We start from the raw sequence: 21,413 nt of genomic DNA, 5'->3' as shown, positions 1-21,413 counted from the left end.
GGTGGCCCATGTTCAGACTTCGCAATGCGCTTGCATGCATGTTTGTAATTGTCTTGGGGGCGTGCGGGTCGGCGTATGTGTCGCCGGACGTGTCTGGTTTTGGGGGGGACGACGGGGTTCAGGTGGTGGATCTGTCGCCTGCGGTTGTGACCCATGCGAACCGCTCGGCCTATCAGCCGCAGGATCTGCCGGCGGCGTTTTCGCGGATTGCGGGCGGGACCACTGGCCCACGCGGGGCGGCGCGGCTGCCGGATCCGGTGTTCGACGCCCAAGCCCGCCCCGGCGCGGTGGAATTGCGGGTGCCGCCCGCGGTCAACCCCGGCTCCTACCGGATCGGCGTCGGCGATGTGCTGCTGCTGGCCACGCCGCGCGGCGAATCGACCGTTGAGGAACTCGCCGGGCTGGTCGCCGCCCAGAACCAGCGCCAAGGCTATACCGTGCAGGACGACGGCGACATTGCGATCCCCGACGTGGGCCGCATCACCGTGGGCGACATGACCCTCGCCGAGGCCGAAGACGCCATTTTTGAACGCCTGATCGCCGCCCGCATCGACCCCTCGTTCAGCCTGGAAGTGGCCGAGTTCAACTCCCAGCGGATCTCGGTGGGCGGCGCGGTGCGCAACCCGGGCGTGGTGCCCGTGGGCATGACGCCGGTCTACCTGGCCGAGGTTCTGGCCTCGGCGGGCGGGCTCGACATCACCTCGGACGACTTCGCCGTGATCCGCATCTACCGCGACGGCAATCTTTACCAAATCCCAACTTCGGACCTCTATTCCGACCAGGGCCTGCAGCGCATCCGCCTGGTCGACGGCGACAGCCTGTTCGTCGACACCGCCTATGATTTCGACCAGGCCCAGGCCTATTTCGAAGAGGTCATCGCGCGGGCCGAGTACACGCAGAGTGCGCGCGCCAATGCCATCGCCGAGTTGCAGACCGAGGTCTCGATCCGCCGGGGCGCCCTGGAAGAAAGCCGCCAGAACTTCCGCGACCGCGTCGAGTTCGGGGCCGAGGGCGGAGAGTTCGTCTATATCGCAGGCGAAGTGACCACGCCCGGCCGGTTCGAGTTGCCGTTCGAGAACCGCGCGGTCCTGGCCGACGCCCTGTTCGACGCGGGCGGCTGGAGCGCCAGCACCGGCAACCCGTCGCAGATCTACCTGATGCGCGCGCAGGAGAATTCCTCCTACGCCAGCACGGTGACGGCCTACCGGCTGGACGGCTCGAACGCGGCCAACCTGGTGCTGGCGACGCGGCTGGAACTGCGCCCCGGCGATGTGGTGTTCGTGGCCGAACAGCCGGTGACGCGGTGGAGCCGGGTGATCAACCAGATCACGCCGACGGTGATCAACCTTGGCGCGGCGGCGGTGAACTGACAAGCGCACCCCCAAAAGTGGGAACCGGTTTTGGGATCAGGTGCGCGTAATCAAAAGGCTGCACCCCCAAAAGTGGGAGCCGGTTTTGGGATCAGGTGCGCGCAATAAAAAGGCTGCCCCCCCAAAAGTGGGAACCGGTTTTGGGACCCGGTGCGCGCAACCCAAAAGCCGCCCCCAGCGCCCCGCACACCAGACACGAAAAAGCCCCGGCCGGATCACACCCGGCGGGGCTTTTTTGTCAGTCACCGGTCCGCCGTCTGGCGGCAGGCGGCTTAGTTGGTGCCGTCGCTGCTGGACGCTGCGGCCGCGATGATCACGGCAACCGTGCCGAGCCCGATCAGAAGGCCGGTTTGCGCCACCATGGTGCCGACGGTGACGTCGGTGGCGGGCGCTGTGGTCACGGGCGTGATGCCCTGGGCCGTGGCAGAGGTGCCAAGAGCGGCGATAAATGCGGTCGTCAGAAGCACTTTTTTCATGGCGAAGCTCCAAATGGGTTTAATTTCTAGTGCATTCGTAGCGCAGGACCCCTGCCCTGACAATCTGTCTTTGCGGGCTGTGATTAAAAGCCCGGTAAGATGTGGCGTTCATTGCCCCGCAAAGAGGGCGCTATCGAAACAATCGCTCAATTCGGAACGTCCCCAATTCCGGACCCGCCCATTGCTCGGACACCCAGGCAAAGCCGCTGGAATCCACCCAATACCGGTTCTCGAACCCGTAATCCCCCGCAGGATCCCGGTGACAGGCCTCTGTGACCCGTGTCAGAACCCGGGCCTGGCCAAAGATCTCGATCCGCTCCTGGCCCCCGCGCGTGATTTCGCAGCGGAAGCTTGTTTGCCGCTGCTCAAGGTCGCCCGCCACATGGACGTGGAGCCGCCCGACCGTGCCGGTTCGCCCCCCCGCCAGCGCGGCCCGCGTGCCGGCGATATCCGCAGCATAGAGATCCGCCCCGGCCCCGCGGGTTGCCCGCAAAACGCCCTCGCGGCTTAGCGTGAACGCGGCCCCGCCATCGCCTTGCCAGGTCTCATCTGTGCCGTTCACCGCGCTGCGCACCATCGTCACGCCGGTGCCCGTGGCGTGGCGTTCGACCAGGATCAGCGGCAGTCCCGCCTGGTTGATGATGTCGCGCGTCAGCACCTGACGGGGGTCGACGGTGGTCACCTCGGCGTCGCGGTTGAACACGCCCTGCACGAGGCCGCGGGCCACCCCCAGAAGGGGGTCATCGGCCGCCGCGCCGCAGGCCGACAGCGTCGCTACCGCCAGCAGCGCGGCGAGGCGAGACAAACAGGGGGCCCTTAACGCCATATCATCGCCTCCGTGTCTTCCAACCGTGGACGGGTGTAGTCGATCACCAGATCATGCAGGCGACCCTCCACCTGCACCCGGGCCCCGCCATCGCGCAGGACTGGCTGGATCAGGACATCCGAGGTCCGGCGGTTGGAGGTGCCAAGGAACCACGCCAGCGGGATCTCGATCTCGATCCCCTTGTCGAAAGAGCCTTCGCCGAAGCTTTCGAACGGCACATCGGTGAAGGTCGCATAGGCCCCGACGCGCCAGCCATTGTTGAACGTGCGGTCAATCGACAGCGTCGCGCCCCAATCACCCGCGAGGTAGCGACCGGCGTCGATCTGCACGTCGAAGTCCTCGGTCAGGCGATAGTAGGCCGAGACATGGCCCGAGGTGACGTTGTAGTCCCGCAGCCCGAAGCCACCGTCGAAGTCCCGCGCCCAGACGTGGTTCACCTCGATCCCCAACCCCAGCCGCGAATGCGCCGGTTGCCACAGCAATTCGCCTGACACGCCGGCATACATCCGTTCCAGATAGCCGAAACTGACGCGGGAATAGAGGTTTTCAGCCGGGCGCCCGAAGTGCGCCAGCGTCAGCCGTTCCACGTAGAAGTCCGACTGCTGGCGGTAAAGCGCCGCGTTGGAGCGTACCACGGGTGGTGGATCGGGCAGGATCACAGCGGCATTCACGATCTGCGAGTCGTCCAGATTGCCGCCAAGCGCCGCGCGCACCGCGCCTTCCGCCACGAAGCCGCTGCCAAACCGATATTCGGCCTGGGCCTCGACGCCCGCATTCACCAGGATCGGGTTGTCGGGATCAAAAACCGAGGCTTCCAGATAAGGGCCGATGCCCCAGGTGAAGCGGGACGACGGCGTGGTCACTTCCAGACCCACCGGGTCTGCCATCGCGCGCGCGTCTTCCACCTCGGCCACCGCCATGGCCAGTTCGGCGCCGCCGGGATCGAACTCCAGCATTTCAAGATCCGTGCGCGCCACCCGCACCCGCGTCGTATCGAGGCCCTCGACCACGAAAATCACTTCGAACACTTCCACCGAGGGCGGCAGTGCCGCGCTCATGGCGCGCAACACCCGGCCCAGGGCCTGGGAGGAATGGTTGAATTGCGTGTTGCGTACCCGGATCGTGGCCCGGCGCGCATCCATCGTCAGGTTTTCAAGGTGCAGGCCCTGGTCTTCGAACAACAACGCGAAGTTGTCGCGTAGCACCTCTGCGCCGCCCGGCTGGCTGACCCAATCCGTGTCGTAAGGCATGGCCTGGGGCGCCCGCACCGCCACTGGCCGTGGCGCCGCGTCGCCCGAGCTGGGGGGCACCGGTGGCCGGGTCGGGTTCAGCGTCATCGACAGCGACACCCCGATGGTGTCGCCGCCCAACACGTAAGCCCCGCCCCGGATCCCGTCTGTGATCTGGTACGTCGCACCGAAGTTGAACGGAGAGCTCGCGTCGATCAGCCCGTCTGCGGCCTCGATGCTGTAGGTGTCCGAGGAATACTCTAGCTGCAGCCGCAGCCGATCCGTCGCCTGCCACTCGATCCCGCCGAAGACCGCCGCATCGCCGCGGAAAAACTGATCGAAGTTGACCGTGCCGCCGGTGCCCACGCTGCGCCCGGGCCGGGTGTCGAACCGATCATCGATAGCGCCCAAGGGGTTGGAGAACCCATCGCGCTCGCCCAGGCGGCCCCAGCCCAGGCCTGCCGTCACCGCTACCCGGTCCCGCGCCCCGAAATGGCGCGTCGCCACGATGTATTCACCGCCGTAAAGGCCCGTGCCCGCGATGTCGCGAATGCCGATCGCCACTGCCGGGGACCAGCCGAACGTGTCCTCATCCAGCGCTTGCCAATGCACGTCGAAACTACGGTCGAAATACAGATCCCGCATCCCCGCCCGCGTCAGGTCGATCCCCGCATAGCGAAACGTCGCGGTCACATTCGGCAATACCTGGAACGACAATGTCCCCCGGTTGCCAACCGCAGAGCTGGACACCGCAAGGCCCAACTCTCCGTCCGGCAGGACATTCGCCGTGGGCATGTCGATCAAGCCCGGCAATCCGTAGGAGTTCAATGTCGGACGATCCGCCAAGCCCTGCGCGGAAAAACTCTGTGTCTCATTCGCATGGCCCGGAAAGGTCAAAGCCAGACCCGCCAAGCTCAAAAACACATATCCGCGATTAAATGGCATTTCAGATCCCGAACGAAACACAAAAAGGGGCTGAAAGCCCGCCCCCTCTCATAGACCAACCAAGGGGCGAACCAAAAGAACAACGCCGCATTTCAAGCCAGCCAATTCGGGGCCGATGCAGCTACGCCACGGGTGGGGCCGTTCAGGTGAGGGCGCAGGGCAGGGGGGCGGGCTTCGCAAGCACCAACTGTGCCACCCCCGCGATGTTGGGGGTGTCGGTATTTCTGCCATATATTTTAATGGTCTGGCGCAGCATCGTGTCGCTCAGGCACGCGCAGAACCGCCAAGCCCACACGGGCGCGACTGGTCGAAATCGCTTTGGGACGGGCAGGTTCCGGCCCCTCCCTGGGAATAATCCTGCTTTCCTGGGGACTAAACTCTGGATCGGGTTGCGTAGCGTGCGGCATCGGCCCGAAAGGATTCGCCGTGTCCGGGATCACCGCTCAGGAGCCGCGCCCGCCCCCAGCACTGCGCAGCAGGATCTATCGGGGCGAGGAGGGGCGACATGTCATCGGGCAGGGGCAACCCTCGCGCGTTTCCGGTTAACGGATGGTTGCCAAAGGCCGCTCAAACGGACGGTGTTTGCCCGCAGGCGCGAAACGCAGCGACTTCCGGCCCCGCGCCCTCCAGCGAGAACGTCACCACCTGCGCCCCGCTCACCGCCCGCGCCGTGACGTTGTATTGCAGGCCATCCAACACGTTGCCGAACCCCCGGTCCGCCACGCTAAGGGTGTCGCGATCCGGGGACAGCACGTGGCGATCGGTACGGATCGTGTTGGGTTGGGGGCCGTCGAAACTCATGCTGAACAGCGCGGCTACGGGCCACGGCCCGGTGCCCGAAACGGCGATGGTGTAAAGCGGCACGCCGGGGTCGAATGTCAGGCGCACGGAAGCGCCGTCTTCGTCATGGGTCAGGGTGCACAGCGCCCCCTCGCGGCCCACCTCCCAAGCGGAAGCCACGGGTGCGGCGAGTGTCAGGGCAAGTGTCAGGGCGATCCGGATCATGGGGCGTAACGTGGCGTGCACGGGCCGGAAGGCAAGGGGTGCGACGCCAGCACCATTGACGAATGCGCAACATATGCGGAGTCTTGAATGAGAGAGACATGGAGGTACTCATGCGTAGTCTTGTTGCAGCCACCCTTGCGGTGTGCATCCCGTTTGCTGCCGGTGCGGATACCGTTGGCATCACCCCGGACATCATGTCCGTGACCGTCGAAACCGGCAGCGGCCCGGTTGAGATCATGCGCAATCAGGACACGGGGAACCGCCTTGAGGGCGACTGGACCCTGACCTCGCGCGATTGTCCGAACTTCTGCATCCAGCCGATGATCCCGGCCGAGGGCGTGACCCCGGTGGGCGAATTGGAGGTGCTGGCCGCCCTGCAAGACCCCGGTTTCGTGCTCATCGACGGACGCGTCCGCCCGGATCATGAAGCCGGCACGATCCCCGGCGCCATCTCGGTCCCCTATACGGAAGCCGCCGACCGGTTGGGCGAGTTGGGTTGTGAGGTCGATTTCGACGGCTGGATTTGCGAAGGCGACCTGCCCACGGTCGTCCTGTTCTGCAACGGCCCCTGGTGTGGCCAATCTCCAACCGCCGCGCGCCGCATGATCGAAGCGGGCTTCCCGGCAGAGAATATCCAGTATTACCGGGGCGGCATGCAGAACTGGCGTATGCTGGGGCTGACCGTGGTGCCCGGAACCTGACACCGGACGCAGGGCGGCCCCCTGAGTTCGCCGCAAAAATGCCATTTCTGGGTGCGATCTTGCGTTGATATCAACGGATAGGTCCACCCGATGCGCATTCCTTTTGTCTTGTTGCTGTTATCCCTGGCCTGCGGGGGCGCGTCATACGCTTTCGGCGGGCCGACCCTGACGCTGCCCATGGCGGTTTCGGGTCTGTCGGCCATTGCCGCATTCTACCTTGTCATCAAGGCCTGCTTGTGGGGACGAAAGAAGGCACCCGCGCCCGTGCAGGAGGCGCAAACAATCGCGCGCGTGCGCGTAGCGCAGACGCCCACGCCTGAGGCGCAGATACCTGCGCCAGCGCGCAAGAAAGGCCCCCGTCCTTCCCGGCGCGGGGCGATTTGGCGGCGTTCACCGCCCCGGCATGTGGTGATCGACGGCTCCAACGTAATGCATTGGAACGGTGAGGTGCCCCGCCTGACGACCCTGAAAGAGGTCGTCGCCGCCCTGATAGGGCAGGGGTATCAGCCCGGCATCGTGTTCGACGCCAACGCGGGATACAAACTCGGCGACCGCTATCTCGACGACCGGGATTTCGCGAAGCTGCTGAACCTGCCCGGCGACCGTGTCCTTGTGGTTGGCAAGGGCGAACCCGCCGATCCCACAATTCTTGCCGCGGCCCGTGATCTGGGGGCGAAGGTCGTCACGAACGACCGCTTCCGGGACTGGGCCACCGACTTCCCCGAAGTCGCCGAAAACAACTTCCTCGTGCACGGCGGCTACCGCGATGGGAAGCTTTGGCTGGAGGAGCGGGTTCTGACCCAGGCGGATGCGGTGGCGGCTTGAGGGCGCGGTAGCCGGGCGCGCCGTATCCCCCGCCTATTGTCCCGGCGGGAAGGGCAGGCTCAGGCCCGGCGCGGGGCTGATCCGGTATTGCGCCGACACGGGCAACCCGTTCAGGACGTAATCGTAGGTCATTTGCTGCACCGTGTCTGTCGCGCCATCGATCACGTAGCCAACGGTGGCCTCGGCGCCGAAGTGCGGTGTCGGGCCAAGGGTACCGGTCAGCGTTTGTGTGCCGTCGCCCGGATCAGCGCAGATGGCGCTTTGCACCGCTTGCGCGGCGGCCTGGCGTTGTGCCTCGATCCCGGCGGCGGCCTCGTCGGCGTCCATCTGCCAGGCCAGCGTCCAACTGCCCGCCCCATCGCTGTTCCACGCGCCGCCATTGTAGTGCAGCGTGTCGGGCTGGCCGGGGGGTGAGATGGTTTCCACGAGAAAATGCCGGTCGGAGACGAAGGTCTGGCGATAGACCTGCTTGGCCGCGGCCATGCGATTGGTGTTCATCGCGGTGTAGGGGCCGTTCGCCGCGAGGTCGGTGGACAGCAGCGTGCGGAGCCGGCCGGCGCAGTCATCGGCGAGGGCCGGTGTGGGGAGGAGAAGGGCGGCGAGGAGGAGGGGGCGCATGGGGGGGAAGACGCGGGCAATGGTGGGTTTCCGGTGGATTGAAATGTGATCGTCGCAGCCTGGATGGTCGAGTTGCAAAAGGACGGTCGCAGGCCGCAAGTAAAATCGGATCTCCACATAGAGCGGCGGCAAGTTGCTTAATCCGCTGCAATCCAGAGAAAAATGGCCGGTGTAAGTTCCGCGCAACATCGAAATTCCGACTGTCCGCAGCAATGTTCACATTCGGGGGAGGTCTTGTGTAACTCCGTCTCGGGGAGCTGCAAGCGTTGATACTCGCCCAAACTCAGAAAGCTAAATGATGAGAAAACATGTTCAGACCAGCAGCGCGATTGGATTGTCACTGATTGCTGCAACAGGCGTGGCAGCACAGGAAAACGGCGTGGGCTCGTTTACGGAACCTGAGGTGACAATGTCGACCTCCCTTCCGGGTGACGTTCAGATCAGCTACAGCACGGGCATCCGTTACGATAGCATCGAGTTGGATCGCGCAGGTGCCTGGAATGGTCCGGTCGCAGCTTCCAATGCACGCGCAGAACTTCAACTGCTTTCGGCCTACGTGGGGGCGACTGCGACGTTTGGATCTGGTACGTCGCTGACGCTCAGCTACGGGCGTCTGTTCGATTTGGACGGGCAGAACTACGGACACACCGGGCAAGCATCGACTGATTTTGATGACGGAGAAGGCAATATCATCGGGCTTGGGATTGCGGCCCCCCTTGGCGATGGGTTCTCAGTTTCAGCAGACATTCGGCGTTTTGATTTGCGCGCCACTGATTTTGTCCACCCGAGAGGGAACCACGACCCGTGTCCCACCAACACCTACGACAATTGCCAGTTTACCCAGGTGTTCGTTACCGGTGATCTATTGCTGAATTACACGGCAGACCTTTCCAGTAGCGCATTCTACTCACTTGGCGCAGGTGTCCGGCTTACAAACGGCTATGCACAGTTTGAGCAGTGGGATGATGGCGGTGGCGCTGACGATACTCAGAACGTGTCGCCTCAATTCTCTGTCGATCCGATTCTTTCCGCTGGCCTTGGGTACGATCTGGGCGGATATGAAGTGTCGGCCACTGCATTCCTGGTCGGCGAAGACATTTCCCTTTCGATCGGCGTGGAGATGCTGAACGGCGCAAGTCGTAGCAGGGCAGATGGCACCAATGGAGCTTTTTCGGTTGGTACATTTGTTGAATACAACCAGTTCGCTGGTGACCGGATTCTCGGCTACTATGCCCAAGAGAATTATGAGCCTAGCAACATCGCCGAGGTGTCCACCGCGATCACCAGCGCCGGCGTGTTCGGCCAATATTCGACAGCAGGCACTGATATCCGTATCGGACTGGGCTCGATCGTTGATGGCACGGGCGCATTCCGTGGTAACAGCAACGGCGCTAACTCGCTGCGAGAATGGGAGATGTCGGATGCGTCCGGCTACCATATCAATCTGGCTGTGAGTTCCGACGTCATGGCATATCAGGGCGGTATGATCCGTGCGGCTGTGGAGTTCGACTACACCGATATCACCTTTGGAACGCTGAACCGTCTCTCGACGAGCGGAGGCAACTGGGACGACATGCTGATCCAGACGTTGACCGCAGCGGCAGGTGCAAGCTATCACCGGGATTTCGCTTCGGGCGTGTCCGGCTACGCCGGGCTGGACTACATGATTTCGGCGTCGAACCAGATTTTCCGGAGGCTTCCGGACACCGGCAACAATTCGAACGCGACGCCGATTTGGGGTGACGCGTACCGTGTGCGCTTGGGTGGCACGTATGATTTCGGCAATATCACCGCAAGCTTCGAGGTGAGTGGTAATCACATTGCCGGTGCATCCGCCGCACTTGGAGCGTCCATGTCGTTCTGAACGGAGCGGGAAAAATGCATGAAAAGGGCGGGCCTAACGGCTCGCCCTTATCTTTTCCGCCGCTTCACATTCCCGCCGCGCTGCCCCGGCTTTCCCGCCGTTGACCGCCCGCTGGCCTTCTGCGAATCCTCGACCGCCGCTTCCACCGCCGCCTGCCGCGCAAGCGGGTCGTCGGCAATCGCCAGTTCCACCGTTTCCAGCCGTTTCACCTCGTCGCGCAGTCGCGCGGCTTCCTCGAACTCCAGGTTCTCGGCGGCCTTGCGCATCTTGTCGCGCAGGCCCTCCAGATGGGCCTGCAAGTTCGCCCCCACGAGGGGTTTGTCGACCTTTGCCGTCACGCGGCTTTGGTCGGTGTCGCCCACATAGACGCCCATCAGGATGTCATCGACGTTCTTCTTGATCGTGGCGGGCGTGATGCCGTGTTCTTCGTTGTAGGCCAGTTGCTTGACCCGCCGACGCTCGGTCTCGCGCATGGCGCGTTCCATGGATCCGGTGATCTTGTCGGCATACATGATCACGCGCCCCTCGGCGTTGCGTGCGGCGCGCCCGATGGTCTGGATCAGCGACGTCTCGGAGCGCAGGAAGCCCTCCTTGTCGGCATCCAGAATCGCCACCAGCCCGCATTCGGGGATATCCAGGCCCTCGCGCAGCAGGTTGATCCCGATTAGCACGTCGAAGGCCCCAAGGCGTAGGTCACGCAGGATCTCGATCCGTTCCAACGTGTCGATGTCCGAGTGCATGTAGCGCACGCGGATGCCCTGTTCGTGCATGTATTCCGTCAGATCCTCGGCCATCCGCTTGGTCAGGGTCGTGACCAGCGTGCGGAACCCGTCGGCGGCGACCTTGCGGACCTCATCCAGCAGGTCATCGACCTGCATGTTGACGGGACGAATCTCGATCACCGGGTCGATCAGGCCGGTGGGACGGATCACCTGTTCGGTGAAGACACCGCCCGCCTGCTCCAACTCCCAAGCCGCTGGCGTGGCGCTGACGAAGACGGATTGCGGGCGCATGGCGTCCCATTCCTCGAACTTGAGGGGGCGGTTATCCATGCACGACGGCAGGCGGAAGCCGTGTTCGGCCAGCGTGAACTTGCGCCGATAGTCGCCCCGGTACATGCCGCCGATCTGCGGCACGGAGACGTGAGATTCGTCCGCGAAGACGATGGCGTTGTCGGGGATGTATTCAAAGAGCGTGGGCGGCGGCTCACCGGGCGCGCGGCCTGTCAGGTAGCGCGAATAGTTCTCGATCCCGTTGCACACGCCCGTGGCCTCCAGCATCTCCAGATCGAAGTTGGTGCGCTGCTCAAGCCGTTGGGCTTCCAGCAATTTCCCCTCATCGATCATCTGCTTCAGCCGCATCGCCAGTTCCGCTTTGATCCCCTTCATCGCCTGCTGCATCGTCGGGCGTGGGGTCACGTAGTGAGAGTTCGCGTAGATGCGGATCTTGTCGAACGTGCCGGTTTTCTGGCCGGTCAGCGGATCGAACTCGGTGATCGATTCCAACTCTTCGCCAAAGAACGACAGCTTCCAGGCGCTATCCTCCAGGTGGGCGGGCCAGACTTCTAGCGAGTCGCCGCGCACCCGGAACGTGCCGCGCTGGAAGGCGGCGTCGTTGCGGCGGTACTGCTGCGCCACCAGATCCGCGATCACCTTGCGCTGGTCGTATTCCTGGCCCGCGTGCAGATCTTGCGTCATCGCGCCGTAGGTTTCCACTGACCCGATGCCGTAGATGCACGAGACCGAGGCCACGATGATCACATCGTCCCGCTCCAACAGCGCCCGTGTGGCCGAGTGGCGCATGCGGTCGATCTGTTCGTTAATCTGGCTTTCTTTCTCGATGTAGGTGTCGGACCGCGCCACGTAAGCCTCGGGCTGGTAATAGTCGTAGTAGGAGACGAAGTATTCGACGGCGTTGTCGGGAAAGAAGTTCTTGAACTCGCCGTAAAGCTGCGCGGCCAGCGTCTTGTTGGGCGCCAGGATGATCGCGGGGCGCTGGGTTTCTTCGATCATCTTTGCCATCGTGAAGGTCTTGCCGGTGCCCGTGGCGCCCAGAAGCACTTGATCGCGCTCACCATTTATGATCCCTTCGGACAGCTCCGCGATGGCGGTGGGCTGGTCGCCCGCCGGTTCGAACTCCGTCCTCAGCACGAACTGCTTGCCGCCCTCCATCTTCAGGCGGGCGCGCACGTCATCCACGGCGCGGCCTGTATCCGGCATTTGTTCGGGTGAATTGTTGTGCATCGTGTGGCCTCCGGCGTTGTTGCATAGAATGGAGCCTTCGCGCGCGGCTGCAAGGGGGGGCGGTGTCAGCTATTGACAGCATGGTGTCAGGAGCCTGTCAGCGCGGCCGCCCCGGACGTTAAGATTTTGGTAGGGAATATGGGCAAAAAGGTTAACAAAATAAGGGGAATTGCGCTGATAATAGGTTTGCTTTGGGGGCCGCAAGAACGTAAACAGAACAGGCAAGCAGCAGAAGCGGTTGCCGGCCCCGGCCGTACCCACCCACCCCTCGCTCCCACGGCTAGGGCTGGCAACCAGTCTTCTCCCCCCGATCCGCCCGGCAGACGCCGCTGGCGGTTTTTTTGTGCCTGATCGCGCGCGGCACACTTTCATGGCATCCTTGACGGATGTTCCGCCCCATTGCCCTGTACACCTGCCTATTGAGTTCACCCGCCTTCGCGGATGCAGATCCACCGCGTCCCTTCCCGGAGGGGCCGGTACAAATCAGCGGCCCGGCAGAGGTTGTCTTTGATTGGACCATTGACCGCTGCAACGACCGCCATTTCGCCGACCTTCCCGTACGCGCGTTCCGCGACGACGGCGCGGTCACTTTGATCCTGCCCCATGATGCGTCGCATCGGATGCGCGGGCCTGACTTCGACAACCTGCACGCGGACTGTGCGGTGTTGCTGGCATCGACCATCGACCAACACCCCGACCAATTCGCGAATTACGAGTGGATTGCCGCATCCTTTCTGCAAGGCGACACGGTGCATGCGTTGATCCACAACGAGTATCAGGGCAACCGATACCTGGGGTGCGACACCTATGATTACTTCAGTTGCTGGTACAATACGATCACCTACGCACGCTCGGACGATGGCGGGGCTACTTTCGGGCATCCCATTGCGCCCCCCGCCCATCTGGTGGCCTCCATCCCCGAACAATACGCCCCCGATGAGGGCATCTTCGGCGCCTTCAGCCCGTCGAACATCATTGAACACGATGGCTTTTTCTACGCTTTCATCAAGATGCAGACCTACCCGCTTGGCAGCCAACACACCTGCCTGATGCGCACCGCAACGCTGGGGGATCCCGACAGTTGGCGCTACTTCGACGGGGCGGGGTTCACCGGTGTCTTCGCCGACCCCTACCGCGATGATTTGCGCGCGCTGCGCGCAACCACGTGCACGCCCCTCGCCCTGCCGGAAATCGCCCAGATGTATGAAAGCGTGACGTGGAACACCGCATTGCAACGCTTCATCCTGATCGGCACCAGCAGCGATCCATCCCGGGACCCCAACCCCTATGGCTTCTACTACGCCCTTTCCGAAGACCTCATCACATGGCAGCGGCGCACCCCCTTACTGGAAGTGCGCCTGCCATGGCGCGCCACCGGGCGCGAGACGGTCTATCTTTACCCGGCCCTCATCGACCACGGTAGCGAGAGCGTGAATTACGAGACGACGGGTGCGGACGCCTACCTGTATTTCACCCGCCTCAATTTCGGCTCCGGTGATCTGGACCGTGATCTGCTGCGGATGCCTGTTACAATTATGCCCTCCGAGTGATTTTGGCACATTGCGAGAGGCGCGGGTTTTGCCCATAACGCAGTCAATCAAGTCGGAGACCACGCCATGACTGCACGTATTTTCAAACCCGCCAAGACCGCCATGTCCTCGGGCACGGCGAAGACGAAGGAATGGGTGCTGGAATTCCTGCCCTCGCAGGCGCGCGGGATAGATCCGCTGATGGGCTGGACCTCGTCGTCGGACATGGACAGCCAGGTGCACCTGCGGTTCGACACTGCCGAGGCTGCGAAAGACTATGCCAAGGATCACGGGATCGATGCGGTGGTTCTGAAGCCCAAGACTCGCAAACCCAACATCCGCCAAGGCGGCTACGGCGAGAATTTCGCCACCAACCGGCGCGGGGCCTGGACGCACTGACCTTGCGGATTGCGCTTTGCCAACCCGACGCGCCTGAACTTGCCCCGCTGTTTGCCAGCCACGCGGTGCATGCCGATGGGATCTATCCTGACGAGAGCAATCATCAAATGGATGGTGCCGCCCTGCGCGCCGAAGGCACCCGGCTGTGGGTTGCGTGGTCAGGCGATTTGGCGGTGGCCATGGGCGGCTGGAAGCCGTTCGACGCAGTGGCGGCAGAGCTGAAATCGATGCATGTGCTGCAGCGCGCGCGGGGGCAGGGGGCCGCCGCCCGCATCGTGGAAGCCGTCGTGGAAGACGCCCGTGCCGCCGGACGCACCGCGCTATTTCTTGAAACCGGAAGCCACGAGATCCACGCCCCGGCCCGAAGGCTCTATGAAAAGGCGGGGTTCAGCTATTGCCCGCCGTTCGGCGCTTATGTGGATGACCCCAATTCGGTCTTCATGGTGCGCGCCCTGTAGGGGCGGGGGTAGTTACGAAAAAACTACAGGATAACGACAGCTTCTTGCGGGCTCAAAAGGTGGCGTGGACCCTCCGCCTGCAAGCGGGTATCAGGTGCGTCACGCGGGCCCATAGCTCAACTGGATAGAGCAGCCGACTTCTAATCGGCAGGTTGAGGGTTCGAGTCCTTCTGGGCCCGCCATAGCGTCTGTTCTCGCTCCGGTTTTCGCAGCCAAACCAGATGCCACGCGCCCGAATCGCTTCTTGCCAGCGTGCCCTTCGGCGGCCACGACGACCCGCTTCAATGTGCGCCAGCGGCGAAATCATGCTTGGAAACAGGTATTTGGCCGCTTCTTGCGGTGGAATTTGTCGGCTTTGGAGTATTCACCACGCCGCGATGTGCTTATAGTGCTTGCCTACCGGCCCTGCCACGCCACACACGATCCTGGGGGATGATCAATGATACGCTCCGAGCTGATTCAAAAGCTTTCCGACGAAAACCCGCACCTCTACCAGCGGGACGTCGAACGGATCGTCAATTCGATTTTTGAAGAGGTCATCGACGCGCTGGCTTCGGGCGACCGGGTCGAATTGCGTGGTTTTGGCGCGTTTTCCGTCAAGAAGCGCGACGCCCGCATCGGCCGTAATCCGCGAACCGGCGAAAGTGTCTCGGTGGAAGAAAAGCATGTGCCTTTCTTCAAGGCGGGGAAACTGCTACGCGACAGATTGAATGGTCACGAAGGCTAGGCAGCGCGGTCCTTGGAGGCCGTAACGGCCCAAGGGGGATGCTTTGAAAATTCTGCGATTGATAAAACTACTGTTCCTGGCGCTTGTCCTGCTGGCACTGGTGTTCCTGTTTTTCGCCAATAACGACCCGGTGACGCTGAACCTCATGCCCGATGTTATGGCCAACGCCATGGGCATGCGGAATGAGCTGACGCTGCCCCTGTTCCTGGTTGTGACGGGTGCGCTTGTGATCGGTATCGTGGTGGGCTTCATTCTGGAATGGCTGCGCGAACACCGCTTCCGGGCCGAGGCCAAGACCCAACGCCGCAAAGCCAACGAGTTGGAGCGTGAAGTCGTGGCCGCGAAGGGCCGCAAAAGCGACAGCCACGATGACGTCCTTGCCATCCTTGAAGACGCCGACGCCGCGCGCTGAGCCTGTGTCAGATGTTTCTATCAAGTATTGCGGGTTGAGCCGCCCACAAGATGTAGTGGCTGCTGCCGAAGCAGGTGCGCGCTACGTGGGCTTCGTTTTCTTTCCGAAATCGCCCCGCAACGTGACCGTTGCACAGGCCCGCGCCTTGGCGCTGGAGGTGCCCCTTGGCATCGCCAAGGTGGCCTTGGTGGTGAATGCCGATGATGCAACGCTGGACGAGATCGTCGAGAACGTACCGCTCGACATGCTGCAACTCCACGGCTCAGAATCGCCCGCCCGCGTCGCTGAAATCCGTGCGCGCTACGGCCTGCCCGTGATGAAGGCGATCGGCGTGGCCGAGGCCGCCGATCTGGCCGCCATCGACACCTACGCAGAGGTCGCCGACCAGCTACTGATCGACACCAAGAAGCCCAAGGACGCAGACCGCCCCGGCGGCAATGGACTAAGCTTCGATTGGGGCCTGCTGGCAGGGCGCAAGTATTGGACCGTGCCGTGGATGCTGGCCGGTGGGCTGACGCAGGACAACGTGGCCGAGGCCGTGCGCATCACCGGCGCGAAGCAGGTGGACCTCAGTTCTGCAATAGAATCTGCGCCCGGCGTGAAAGACGCCGGATTGATGCATGCCTTCGCTCAGGCCGTGCGTGCCTGAGCAGGCATGACCGCCACCTTATTAGCGCGTCAGCTCAATAAAATAACTCCACTGACACTCGAAACCACTGGGGTGCACGTAGCCGGATCCCGCATGACCCGTCGCCATATCGTCGGTCAGAAAGAAGATATGGATGGCATTGGCTGCGGTGCCGCCTTCGTCGTCGACGGTGGCCGTGTTCGACACGATCAGATTTCCGTCGTCATCGATGGCTCCGTCATAAATGCACATCGAGCCCGGATCACAGGTCGCCCCGGACGTCAGCACCAACCCGACGGCATCGCCACTGTGGGTGATCTCCAACGTGCCGCTCATCGGTGATCCGTTGGGGCAGGCTCCGGCGACGGAATGGTTGGCCGTCCTGTAATTCCACGTTCCGGTGAAGTCGAAGTCCTCGGCAGAGATGCCGATGGGAACGAGGGGAATATCTTGCTGTGCGGGCGCAACCTGCGGCAGGGCTGTCGAGGCCACTGTGACAAGTGCGAGGTTCAGGAATCTCATGGTTCTTCACCTCCGTTGATGACTAAAGGCCATTGCACGTGATTGTAGGCACTTGGGGCGCGGTGCTTCTGATCGAAATCAAGAGGCGTTTCGCCGGGCTGCCGCTTTACCCTTGTCCGATGTCGCGCTACATCTCACGCTTGCCCACGGGAGACGCGTAATGCCAGACGATCTATTGAACAGCTTCATGACAGGCCCTGACGAGAAGGGCCGTTTCGGTGATTTCGGAGGGCGCTTCGTGTCCGAGACGCTGATGCCGCTGATCCTCGAATTGGAAGAGCAGTACGAGCACGCCAAGACCGACGACAGCTTCTGGGCCGAGATGCATGACCTCTGGACCCACTACGTGGGCCGCCCCTCGCCGCTGTATTTCGCCGAGCGTCTGACCGAGCGCCTCGGCGGGGCCAAGATCTACCTCAAGCGAGACGAGTTGAACCACACCGGCGCGCACAAGATCAACAACGTGCTGGGCCAGATCATTCTGGCCCGTCGCATGGGCAAAACCCGGATCATCGCCGAGACGGGCGCGGGCCAGCACGGCGTGGCGACGGCGACGGTCTGCGCGAAGTTTGGCTTGAAATGCATTGTTTATATGGGCGCGACGGATGTGGAGCGTCAGGCCCCCAACGTTTTCCGCATGAAGCTTCTGGGGGCGGAAGTGGTGCCGGTGACGTCGGGGCGTGGCACCCTGAAAGATGCCATGAATGACGCGTTGCGCGATTGGGTGACCAATGTGCGCGACACGTTCTACTGCATCGGCACCGTTGCAGGCCCGCATCCGTACCCGGCCATGGTCCGCGATTTCCAGGCGATCATCGGCAAGGAAGCGAAAGAGCAGATGATGGCCGCCGAGGGTCGTTTGCCCGACACGCTGATTGCCGCCATAGGCGGCGGGTCGAACGCGATGGGTCTGTTCTACCCGTTCCTTGATGACAAGGAGGTGGCGATCATCGGCGTCGAAGCGGGCGGGCATGGCGTCAACGAAAAGATGGAGCATTGCGCGTCGCTGACCGGCGGGCGTCCGGGCGTGCTGCACGGCAACCGGACCTATCTGTTGCAGGACGACGATGGGCAGATCCTTGAGGGTCATTCGATCAGCGCCGGTCTCGACTATCCGGGCATCGGGCCGGAACATGCGTGGCTGCACGATATCGGGCGGGCGCAATATGTCTCCATCACCGACAAGGAGGCGCTCGACGCGTTCCAATTGTCGTGCGAGACCGAGGGCATCATTCCGGCGTTGGAGCCGTCCCACGCGCTGGCCCATGTGGCCAAGATCGCGGGCGATCTGCCGAAGGATCACCTGATCTGCATGAACATGTGCGGACGCGGCGACAAGGACATCTTCACCGTCGCCCGTGCACTTGGCTGGGATATGGTCGGCGCGTAATCTGCGCCGCGCCCACCCCCTCAACTTTCGTTGGACACGTCAGCAACCTTGGGCAGCGTTCTATGCCTGAGGTTTATTTCGCTGCAACACGGGTTTACGGCGCTTGATCTAAACCGATGATCAGTTTCCTCTGGCGGCACACTGACTTCTTCTGATCGGCAAGGGGCGGCCTGACGCCACCTCGAGTTGAAGGAGAGAAACATGAAACGCTATTTGACGACGACCGCCGTAGGCCTCTTTGCCGCCGCCCTGACCCAGCCCGCACTTGCTGAGGTCACCGCCGATGAACTGGTTGCGGCCTACGAGGCCCGTGGCTTCGACTATATCGAAGTGACCGTTGGGATCAGTCAGATCAAGGTGGAAGCCACGGAGGGCAATCAGCAGATCGAAGTGATCTATGATCGCGAAACCGGCGAGATTCTCGACTCCGAGACAGAGGCCGCCGATGGCGATGAATTGGGCCGCCGGGGAGTTGAAGTTCGTACACGCACACGCGACTTCTTTGATGAGGACGACGACGACCGCGATGATGACGACGATCGCGATGATGACGACGACCGTTATGACGATGATGACGATGATGATGATGATGATGACGATGATGACGATGATGATGATGATGACGATGATGATGACGACGGCGATGATGACTGAGTCGCAGCGCAACGTGTCTGGCGTTTAGGTGGCCCCATGCCCCGTCGGCACTTGTGCCGGCGGGGACGCAGGCCTTAAAGGATGAAGATGGAAACCGGACGACGACATTTCCTGATCGGCTTTGCGGCTGTGGCCTTCGCTGCCGGTCCTGCCCGCGCGCATGAGGAAGCGACACGATCGATTATCCGGCAGCTTGAGCAGCAGGGATTTGTGATCTCGGACGTGCGCCGCACCTTGCTGGGGCGTATCCGCATAATTGCGCGGCGTGGCGACTATCTCCGTGAAATCGTGTTTGATCCGCGCAACGGCGTGATCCTTCGCGATTTCACAACCGGTGGGTCCGGTCCTCACATCTCGGGGAATGAGCATAGGGGAGGCGGTGAAGGTGGCGGCGATCGTAATTACGGCGATCGAGAACACGACGACTATGATGATTACTATGATGATTACTATGATGACTACGATGATGACTACGATGATGACGACGAAGATGACGATGACGATGACTAGGGTGAACGAAGGCCAATATTGTATTCAGGCCAGATGCTGAGCCGACCGGTCACATTCGCAGTCGTGCTGGCCGTGCAGATCATCTGCGCGATTTTCTTTGTGTCTGACATTGTTCTGTCGGTTCTGGGGGTCCCGGTTGCCCCAGTCCCTTGGCGCTTTCGGGAGCTGATGGAAATCGGGGCTGCGTCCGGGCTAAGCATCGGCGTTGTCCTGGGCGCGCTTCTGTTTCGTGCCGCACTTCTTCGGACCCGGAAGGTGGAAGCGGCGCTTCGAGCCGCGTCCGGAGCATTCATGACCCTTGTGGACGAGCGCTTCGACGACTGGGGTCTTACCCCCGCCGAGCGGGACGTGGCGCTTTTCGCGCTGAAAGGGCTGTCGCTGGCGGATATCGCGCGTTTGCGCGACACGTCGGCCGGGACGGTAAAGGCCCAGACCAACGCCATCTATCGTAAAGCCGGCGTGACGGGGCGACCCCAGCTATTGAGCGTCTTTGTCGAAGACCTGATGGACATTCCCGAGCCGCATTCAGACCGCGAGAAGGTCTGATTAGGCCTCTGGGCCGAACGCATGGGCTTCCAGCATCTCCAGCGGAATGATGTCCAGCGCGCGCTTATGGGTGGCGGTCATGCAGACCATGGGGGCCGCGCCTTCCTCGGCAGCTTGAAGCCAGCGCGATGCACAGACACACCATCCGTCACCGGGCTTGAGGCCCGCGAAGCCGTATTCGGGCCGCGGTGTGGAGAGGTCATTTCCAACATACTTCGAGAACGCCAGGAACTCTGCCGTCATCACGCAACACACGGTGTGGGATCCGCGATCCTCTGCACAGGTTTCGCAGGTGCCGTCCCGGAAGAACCCGGTCAGAGGGTCTGACGAGCAGGTTTGCAGGGCCTCTCCGAACACATTGAGAGAGGGGGCTTTTTCGAACGTCATGGTCTGTGGATCTCCAATCCGATGGAGGTCGTTCGACCGCTAGCCTATGCCAGTTGCGGGCGTTGGCGAAAGGGCATTCTGCCAATGAATCCATGCGCCGTGGAAATCGACCCCCGCGAGTGTGCGATGGATTGGGGGTGCCGCGTGTTCAAAGCGTCGCCGTGAGGCCCGTACCGGGCATGGCTGCGGCACCGTGGTGGTTGAGGGTCGTGTGGAGGTTTGCCTGCGTCTCTCCTGAGAAATACTGTGCGACGATGTTGGTGTAGACCACGTGGAGCCCCGTCCTCGGGCGAAGGCGGCGCGGAGGCGGTCGCTCATCGGAACTTGTCGGCGAGTTTCTGAAGCGCGCTTCGCGTGTCAGGCGGTCCCTCCTCGGCCACTTGAGCGGCCTCCTCGCAGCTTTCAGCTTTGGCCTTGGGCGTGGAGGTGGACGAGCGGGGCGGGGCCGTGCGCAGGGCCACCGCGTTCAGGAACTTGCCCCCATCGCCCTTGGCCAGATGCGGCGCGCCATCCGAGAGGCCGCGCAACACGTCGTCCAGCCACGCCTGATCCGCCTTCGCAAAGTCATTCAACACATATCCCGGCACCCGATCCTTATGGCCGGGATGGCCGACGCCCAGGCGTACCCGGTCGTAGTGCGGGCCGATGTGCTGATGGATCGAGCGCAACCCGTTGTGGCCCGCGTGCCCGCCGCCTGCCTTGACGCGGACCTTGGCCGGGGCGAGATCAATCTCGTCATGGAATACGGTCACGTCGGTGCTGTCGAGCTTGTAGAACCGCATCGCCTCGCCCACCGATTGCCCCGAGAGGTTCATGAAGGTCTCGGGCTTGAGCAGCAGGATCTTTTCGCCGCCCAGAACGCCCTCGGACACCGACCCCTGAAACTTGGCCCGCCACGGCGCGAAGCCGTGATCTTCGGCGATGCGCTCCACGGCCATCCAGCCGATGTTGTGGCGGTTGCCTGCGTATTTCGGGCCCGGATTGCCCAGGCCCACCCAAAGCTGCATGAGAAGAGGTTCCCTTTATTTGCCCTACCGCCCTTTGGGCTACTTGAGGACGGCCTTCAGTGTCCGATCGCGCCCTGCGCTACTTGAGGACGTGGTTGACACCCCTTCTGATATGGTGCGGCGCGGCGTTTGCCAAGGCATC

24 protein-coding genes and 1 tRNA gene are annotated in these 21,413 nt (G+C 62.6%); 15 read left to right on the top strand and 10 right to left on the bottom strand.

The window, feature by feature from the left end:
• Positions 1-89: 89 nt before the first annotated feature.
• Positions 90-1,370 carry a polysaccharide biosynthesis/export family protein gene (locus KUL25_RS11565; RefSeq protein ID WP_257893078.1) on the top strand — a complete coding sequence of 427 codons (1,281 nt, stop codon included), beginning with the start codon at positions 90-92 and terminating at the stop codon, positions 1,368-1,370.
• Between the two features lie 272 nt (positions 1,371-1,642).
• On the opposite strand, the gene KUL25_RS11560 is transcribed toward KUL25_RS11565, so the two are convergent.
• From KUL25_RS11560 to KUL25_RS11545, 4 genes are all read right to left on the bottom strand, one after another.
• Positions 1,643-1,846 carry a hypothetical protein gene (locus KUL25_RS11560; protein ID WP_257893077.1) on the bottom strand — a complete coding sequence of 68 codons (204 nt, stop codon included), beginning with the start codon at positions 1,844-1,846 and terminating at the stop codon, positions 1,643-1,645.
• A 130-nt stretch (positions 1,847-1,976) separates the two neighbouring features.
• Positions 1,977-2,651, bottom strand: a complete 675-nt coding sequence (locus tag KUL25_RS11555; protein WP_257893076.1) for a YjbF family lipoprotein — start codon at positions 2,649-2,651, stop codon at positions 1,977-1,979.
• Between the two features lie 11 nt (positions 2,652-2,662).
• On the bottom strand, positions 2,663-4,846 hold the full coding sequence (locus tag KUL25_RS11550) for a YjbH domain-containing protein (RefSeq protein WP_257893075.1): 2,184 nt from the start codon (positions 4,844-4,846) through the stop codon (positions 2,663-2,665).
• 567 nt (positions 4,847-5,413) lie between these two features.
• The gene (locus tag KUL25_RS11545; RefSeq protein ID WP_257893074.1) at positions 5,414-5,851 is read right to left on the bottom strand and encodes a hypothetical protein; all 438 of its coding nucleotides are present in this window, start codon (positions 5,849-5,851) and stop codon (positions 5,414-5,416) included.
• Positions 5,852-5,961: 110 nt separating this feature from the next.
• Between KUL25_RS11545 and KUL25_RS11540 the strand changes: the two genes are divergently transcribed.
• Both KUL25_RS11540 and KUL25_RS11535 read left to right on the top strand, forming a co-directional pair.
• Entirely contained in the window at positions 5,962-6,552 is a 591-nt protein-coding gene (locus KUL25_RS11540) for a rhodanese-like domain-containing protein (protein WP_068362210.1), read from the top strand.
• A 90-nt stretch (positions 6,553-6,642) separates the two neighbouring features.
• Positions 6,643-7,377, top strand: a complete 735-nt coding sequence (locus tag KUL25_RS11535; RefSeq protein WP_257893073.1) for an NYN domain-containing protein — start codon at positions 6,643-6,645, stop codon at positions 7,375-7,377.
• Between the two features lie 33 nt (positions 7,378-7,410).
• Here KUL25_RS11535 and KUL25_RS11530 read toward each other — a convergent pair whose 3' ends face one another.
• A complete protein-coding gene (locus KUL25_RS11530) occupies positions 7,411-7,995 on the bottom strand; it encodes a hypothetical protein (protein ID WP_257893072.1) in 585 nt (194 codons plus the stop codon).
• A gap of 298 nt (positions 7,996-8,293) precedes the next feature.
• On the opposite strand from KUL25_RS11530, the gene KUL25_RS11525 reads away from it, so the two are divergent.
• Entirely contained in the window at positions 8,294-9,859 is a 1,566-nt protein-coding gene (locus KUL25_RS11525; protein WP_257893071.1) for a hypothetical protein, read from the top strand.
• Between the two features lie 47 nt (positions 9,860-9,906).
• Here KUL25_RS11525 and uvrB read toward each other — a convergent pair whose 3' ends face one another.
• A complete protein-coding gene (gene uvrB, locus KUL25_RS11520) occupies positions 9,907-12,102 on the bottom strand; it encodes an excinuclease ABC subunit UvrB (protein WP_282563161.1) in 2,196 nt (731 codons plus the stop codon).
• A gap of 386 nt (positions 12,103-12,488) precedes the next feature.
• Here uvrB and KUL25_RS11515 point away from each other — a divergent pair, with 386 nt between their 5' ends.
• The 7 genes from KUL25_RS11515 (at position 12,489) to KUL25_RS11485 (ending at position 16,276) form a co-directional block, all read left to right on the top strand.
• A complete protein-coding gene (locus KUL25_RS11515) occupies positions 12,489-13,652 on the top strand; it encodes a glycoside hydrolase family 183 protein (protein ID WP_257893070.1) in 1,164 nt (387 codons plus the stop codon).
• Between the two features lie 66 nt (positions 13,653-13,718).
• Entirely contained in the window at positions 13,719-14,030 is a 312-nt protein-coding gene (locus tag KUL25_RS11510) for an ETC complex I subunit (protein ID WP_257893069.1), read from the top strand.
• 2 nt (positions 14,031-14,032) lie between these two features.
• Positions 14,033-14,488: a GNAT family N-acetyltransferase gene (locus KUL25_RS11505; protein ID WP_257893068.1), complete on the top strand. Its 456-nt coding sequence runs from the start codon at positions 14,033-14,035 to the stop codon at positions 14,486-14,488.
• 105 nt (positions 14,489-14,593) lie between these two features.
• A tRNA-Arg gene (locus KUL25_RS11500) sits at positions 14,594-14,670 on the top strand.
• A gap of 257 nt (positions 14,671-14,927) precedes the next feature.
• Positions 14,928-15,215, top strand: coding sequence for an integration host factor subunit beta (gene ihfB / locus KUL25_RS11495; protein ID WP_068363340.1), 288 nt, complete (start codon positions 14,928-14,930; stop codon positions 15,213-15,215).
• 58 nt (positions 15,216-15,273) lie between these two features.
• Positions 15,274-15,627: a LapA family protein gene (locus tag KUL25_RS11490; protein WP_257893067.1), complete on the top strand. Its 354-nt coding sequence runs from the start codon at positions 15,274-15,276 to the stop codon at positions 15,625-15,627.
• A gap of 4 nt (positions 15,628-15,631) precedes the next feature.
• Positions 15,632-16,276 carry a phosphoribosylanthranilate isomerase gene (locus KUL25_RS11485; protein ID WP_257893066.1) on the top strand — a complete coding sequence of 215 codons (645 nt, stop codon included), beginning with the start codon at positions 15,632-15,634 and terminating at the stop codon, positions 16,274-16,276.
• A gap of 21 nt (positions 16,277-16,297) precedes the next feature.
• Here KUL25_RS11485 and KUL25_RS11480 read toward each other — a convergent pair whose 3' ends face one another.
• Positions 16,298-16,777 (bottom strand): hypothetical protein, encoded by a 480-nt coding sequence (locus KUL25_RS11480; RefSeq protein ID WP_257893065.1) that lies wholly within the window; start codon positions 16,775-16,777, stop codon positions 16,298-16,300.
• 160 nt (positions 16,778-16,937) lie between these two features.
• Between KUL25_RS11480 and trpB the strand changes: the two genes are divergently transcribed.
• The 4 genes from trpB (at position 16,938) to KUL25_RS11460 (ending at position 19,877) form a co-directional block, all read left to right on the top strand.
• Positions 16,938-18,167 carry a tryptophan synthase subunit beta gene (gene trpB / locus KUL25_RS11475; protein ID WP_257893064.1) on the top strand — a complete coding sequence of 410 codons (1,230 nt, stop codon included), beginning with the start codon at positions 16,938-16,940 and terminating at the stop codon, positions 18,165-18,167.
• A gap of 201 nt (positions 18,168-18,368) precedes the next feature.
• The gene (locus tag KUL25_RS11470; RefSeq protein WP_257893063.1) at positions 18,369-18,821 is read left to right on the top strand and encodes a PepSY domain-containing protein; all 453 of its coding nucleotides are present in this window, start codon (positions 18,369-18,371) and stop codon (positions 18,819-18,821) included.
• Positions 18,822-18,902: 81 nt separating this feature from the next.
• The gene (locus tag KUL25_RS11465) at positions 18,903-19,331 is read left to right on the top strand and encodes a hypothetical protein (RefSeq protein WP_257893062.1); all 429 of its coding nucleotides are present in this window, start codon (positions 18,903-18,905) and stop codon (positions 19,329-19,331) included.
• A 33-nt stretch (positions 19,332-19,364) separates the two neighbouring features.
• A complete protein-coding gene (locus KUL25_RS11460) occupies positions 19,365-19,877 on the top strand; it encodes a helix-turn-helix transcriptional regulator (protein ID WP_257893061.1) in 513 nt (170 codons plus the stop codon).
• On the opposite strand, the gene KUL25_RS11455 is transcribed toward KUL25_RS11460, so the two are convergent.
• From KUL25_RS11455 to pth, 3 genes are all read right to left on the bottom strand, one after another.
• Entirely contained in the window at positions 19,878-20,264 is a 387-nt protein-coding gene (locus tag KUL25_RS11455) for a DUF2237 family protein (RefSeq protein WP_257893060.1), read from the bottom strand.
• Between the two features lie 148 nt (positions 20,265-20,412).
• On the bottom strand, positions 20,413-20,535 hold the full coding sequence (locus tag KUL25_RS11450; protein WP_257893059.1) for a hypothetical protein: 123 nt from the start codon (positions 20,533-20,535) through the stop codon (positions 20,413-20,415).
• Positions 20,536-20,578: 43 nt separating this feature from the next.
• Positions 20,579-21,271 carry an aminoacyl-tRNA hydrolase gene (gene pth / locus KUL25_RS11445; protein ID WP_257893058.1) on the bottom strand — a complete coding sequence of 231 codons (693 nt, stop codon included), beginning with the start codon at positions 21,269-21,271 and terminating at the stop codon, positions 20,579-20,581.
• Between the last annotated feature and the right edge of the window lie 142 nt (positions 21,272-21,413).

Source organism: Gymnodinialimonas phycosphaerae, assembly GCF_019195455.1.
Lineage (GTDB): Bacteria > Pseudomonadota > Alphaproteobacteria > Rhodobacterales > Rhodobacteraceae > Gymnodinialimonas > Gymnodinialimonas phycosphaerae.
This window is presented reverse-complemented; position numbering and strand designations above follow the sequence as displayed.

What these genes read in the sequence shown, in the direction of transcription:
- KUL25_RS11455 (WP_257893060.1), bottom strand. Translation starts at nt 20,264, where the DNA reads ATGACGTTCGAAAAAGCCCCCTCTCTCAATGTGTTCGGAGAGGCCCTG.
- KUL25_RS11465 (WP_257893062.1), top strand. Translation starts at nt 18,903, where the DNA reads ATGAAGATGGAAACCGGACGACGACATTTCCTGATCGGCTTTGCGGCT.
- KUL25_RS11560 (WP_257893077.1), bottom strand. Translation starts at nt 1,846, where the DNA reads ATGAAAAAAGTGCTTCTGACGACCGCATTTATCGCCGCTCTTGGCACC.
- uvrB (WP_282563161.1), bottom strand. Translation starts at nt 12,102, where the DNA reads ATGCACAACAATTCACCCGAACAAATGCCGGATACAGGCCGCGCCGTG.
- KUL25_RS11530 (WP_257893072.1), bottom strand. Translation starts at nt 7,995, where the DNA reads ATGCGCCCCCTCCTCCTCGCCGCCCTTCTCCTCCCCACACCGGCCCTC.
- KUL25_RS11535 (WP_257893073.1), top strand. Translation starts at nt 6,643, where the DNA reads ATGCGCATTCCTTTTGTCTTGTTGCTGTTATCCCTGGCCTGCGGGGGC.
- pth (WP_257893058.1), bottom strand. Translation starts at nt 21,271, where the DNA reads ATGCAGCTTTGGGTGGGCCTGGGCAATCCGGGCCCGAAATACGCAGGC.
- KUL25_RS11515 (WP_257893070.1), top strand. Translation starts at nt 12,489, where the DNA reads ATGTTCCGCCCCATTGCCCTGTACACCTGCCTATTGAGTTCACCCGCC.
- ihfB (WP_068363340.1), top strand. Translation starts at nt 14,928, where the DNA reads ATGATACGCTCCGAGCTGATTCAAAAGCTTTCCGACGAAAACCCGCAC.
- KUL25_RS11480 (WP_257893065.1), bottom strand. Translation starts at nt 16,777, where the DNA reads ATGAGATTCCTGAACCTCGCACTTGTCACAGTGGCCTCGACAGCCCTG.
- KUL25_RS11545 (WP_257893074.1), bottom strand. Translation starts at nt 5,851, where the DNA reads ATGATCCGGATCGCCCTGACACTTGCCCTGACACTCGCCGCACCCGTG.
- KUL25_RS11550 (WP_257893075.1), bottom strand. Translation starts at nt 4,846, where the DNA reads ATGCCATTTAATCGCGGATATGTGTTTTTGAGCTTGGCGGGTCTGGCT.
- KUL25_RS11470 (WP_257893063.1), top strand. Translation starts at nt 18,369, where the DNA reads ATGAAACGCTATTTGACGACGACCGCCGTAGGCCTCTTTGCCGCCGCC.
- KUL25_RS11540 (WP_068362210.1), top strand. Translation starts at nt 5,962, where the DNA reads ATGCGTAGTCTTGTTGCAGCCACCCTTGCGGTGTGCATCCCGTTTGCT.
- KUL25_RS11510 (WP_257893069.1), top strand. Translation starts at nt 13,719, where the DNA reads ATGACTGCACGTATTTTCAAACCCGCCAAGACCGCCATGTCCTCGGGC.
- trpB (WP_257893064.1), top strand. Translation starts at nt 16,938, where the DNA reads ATGCCAGACGATCTATTGAACAGCTTCATGACAGGCCCTGACGAGAAG.
- KUL25_RS11525 (WP_257893071.1), top strand. Translation starts at nt 8,294, where the DNA reads ATGAGAAAACATGTTCAGACCAGCAGCGCGATTGGATTGTCACTGATT.
- KUL25_RS11460 (WP_257893061.1), top strand. Translation starts at nt 19,365, where the DNA reads ATGCTGAGCCGACCGGTCACATTCGCAGTCGTGCTGGCCGTGCAGATC.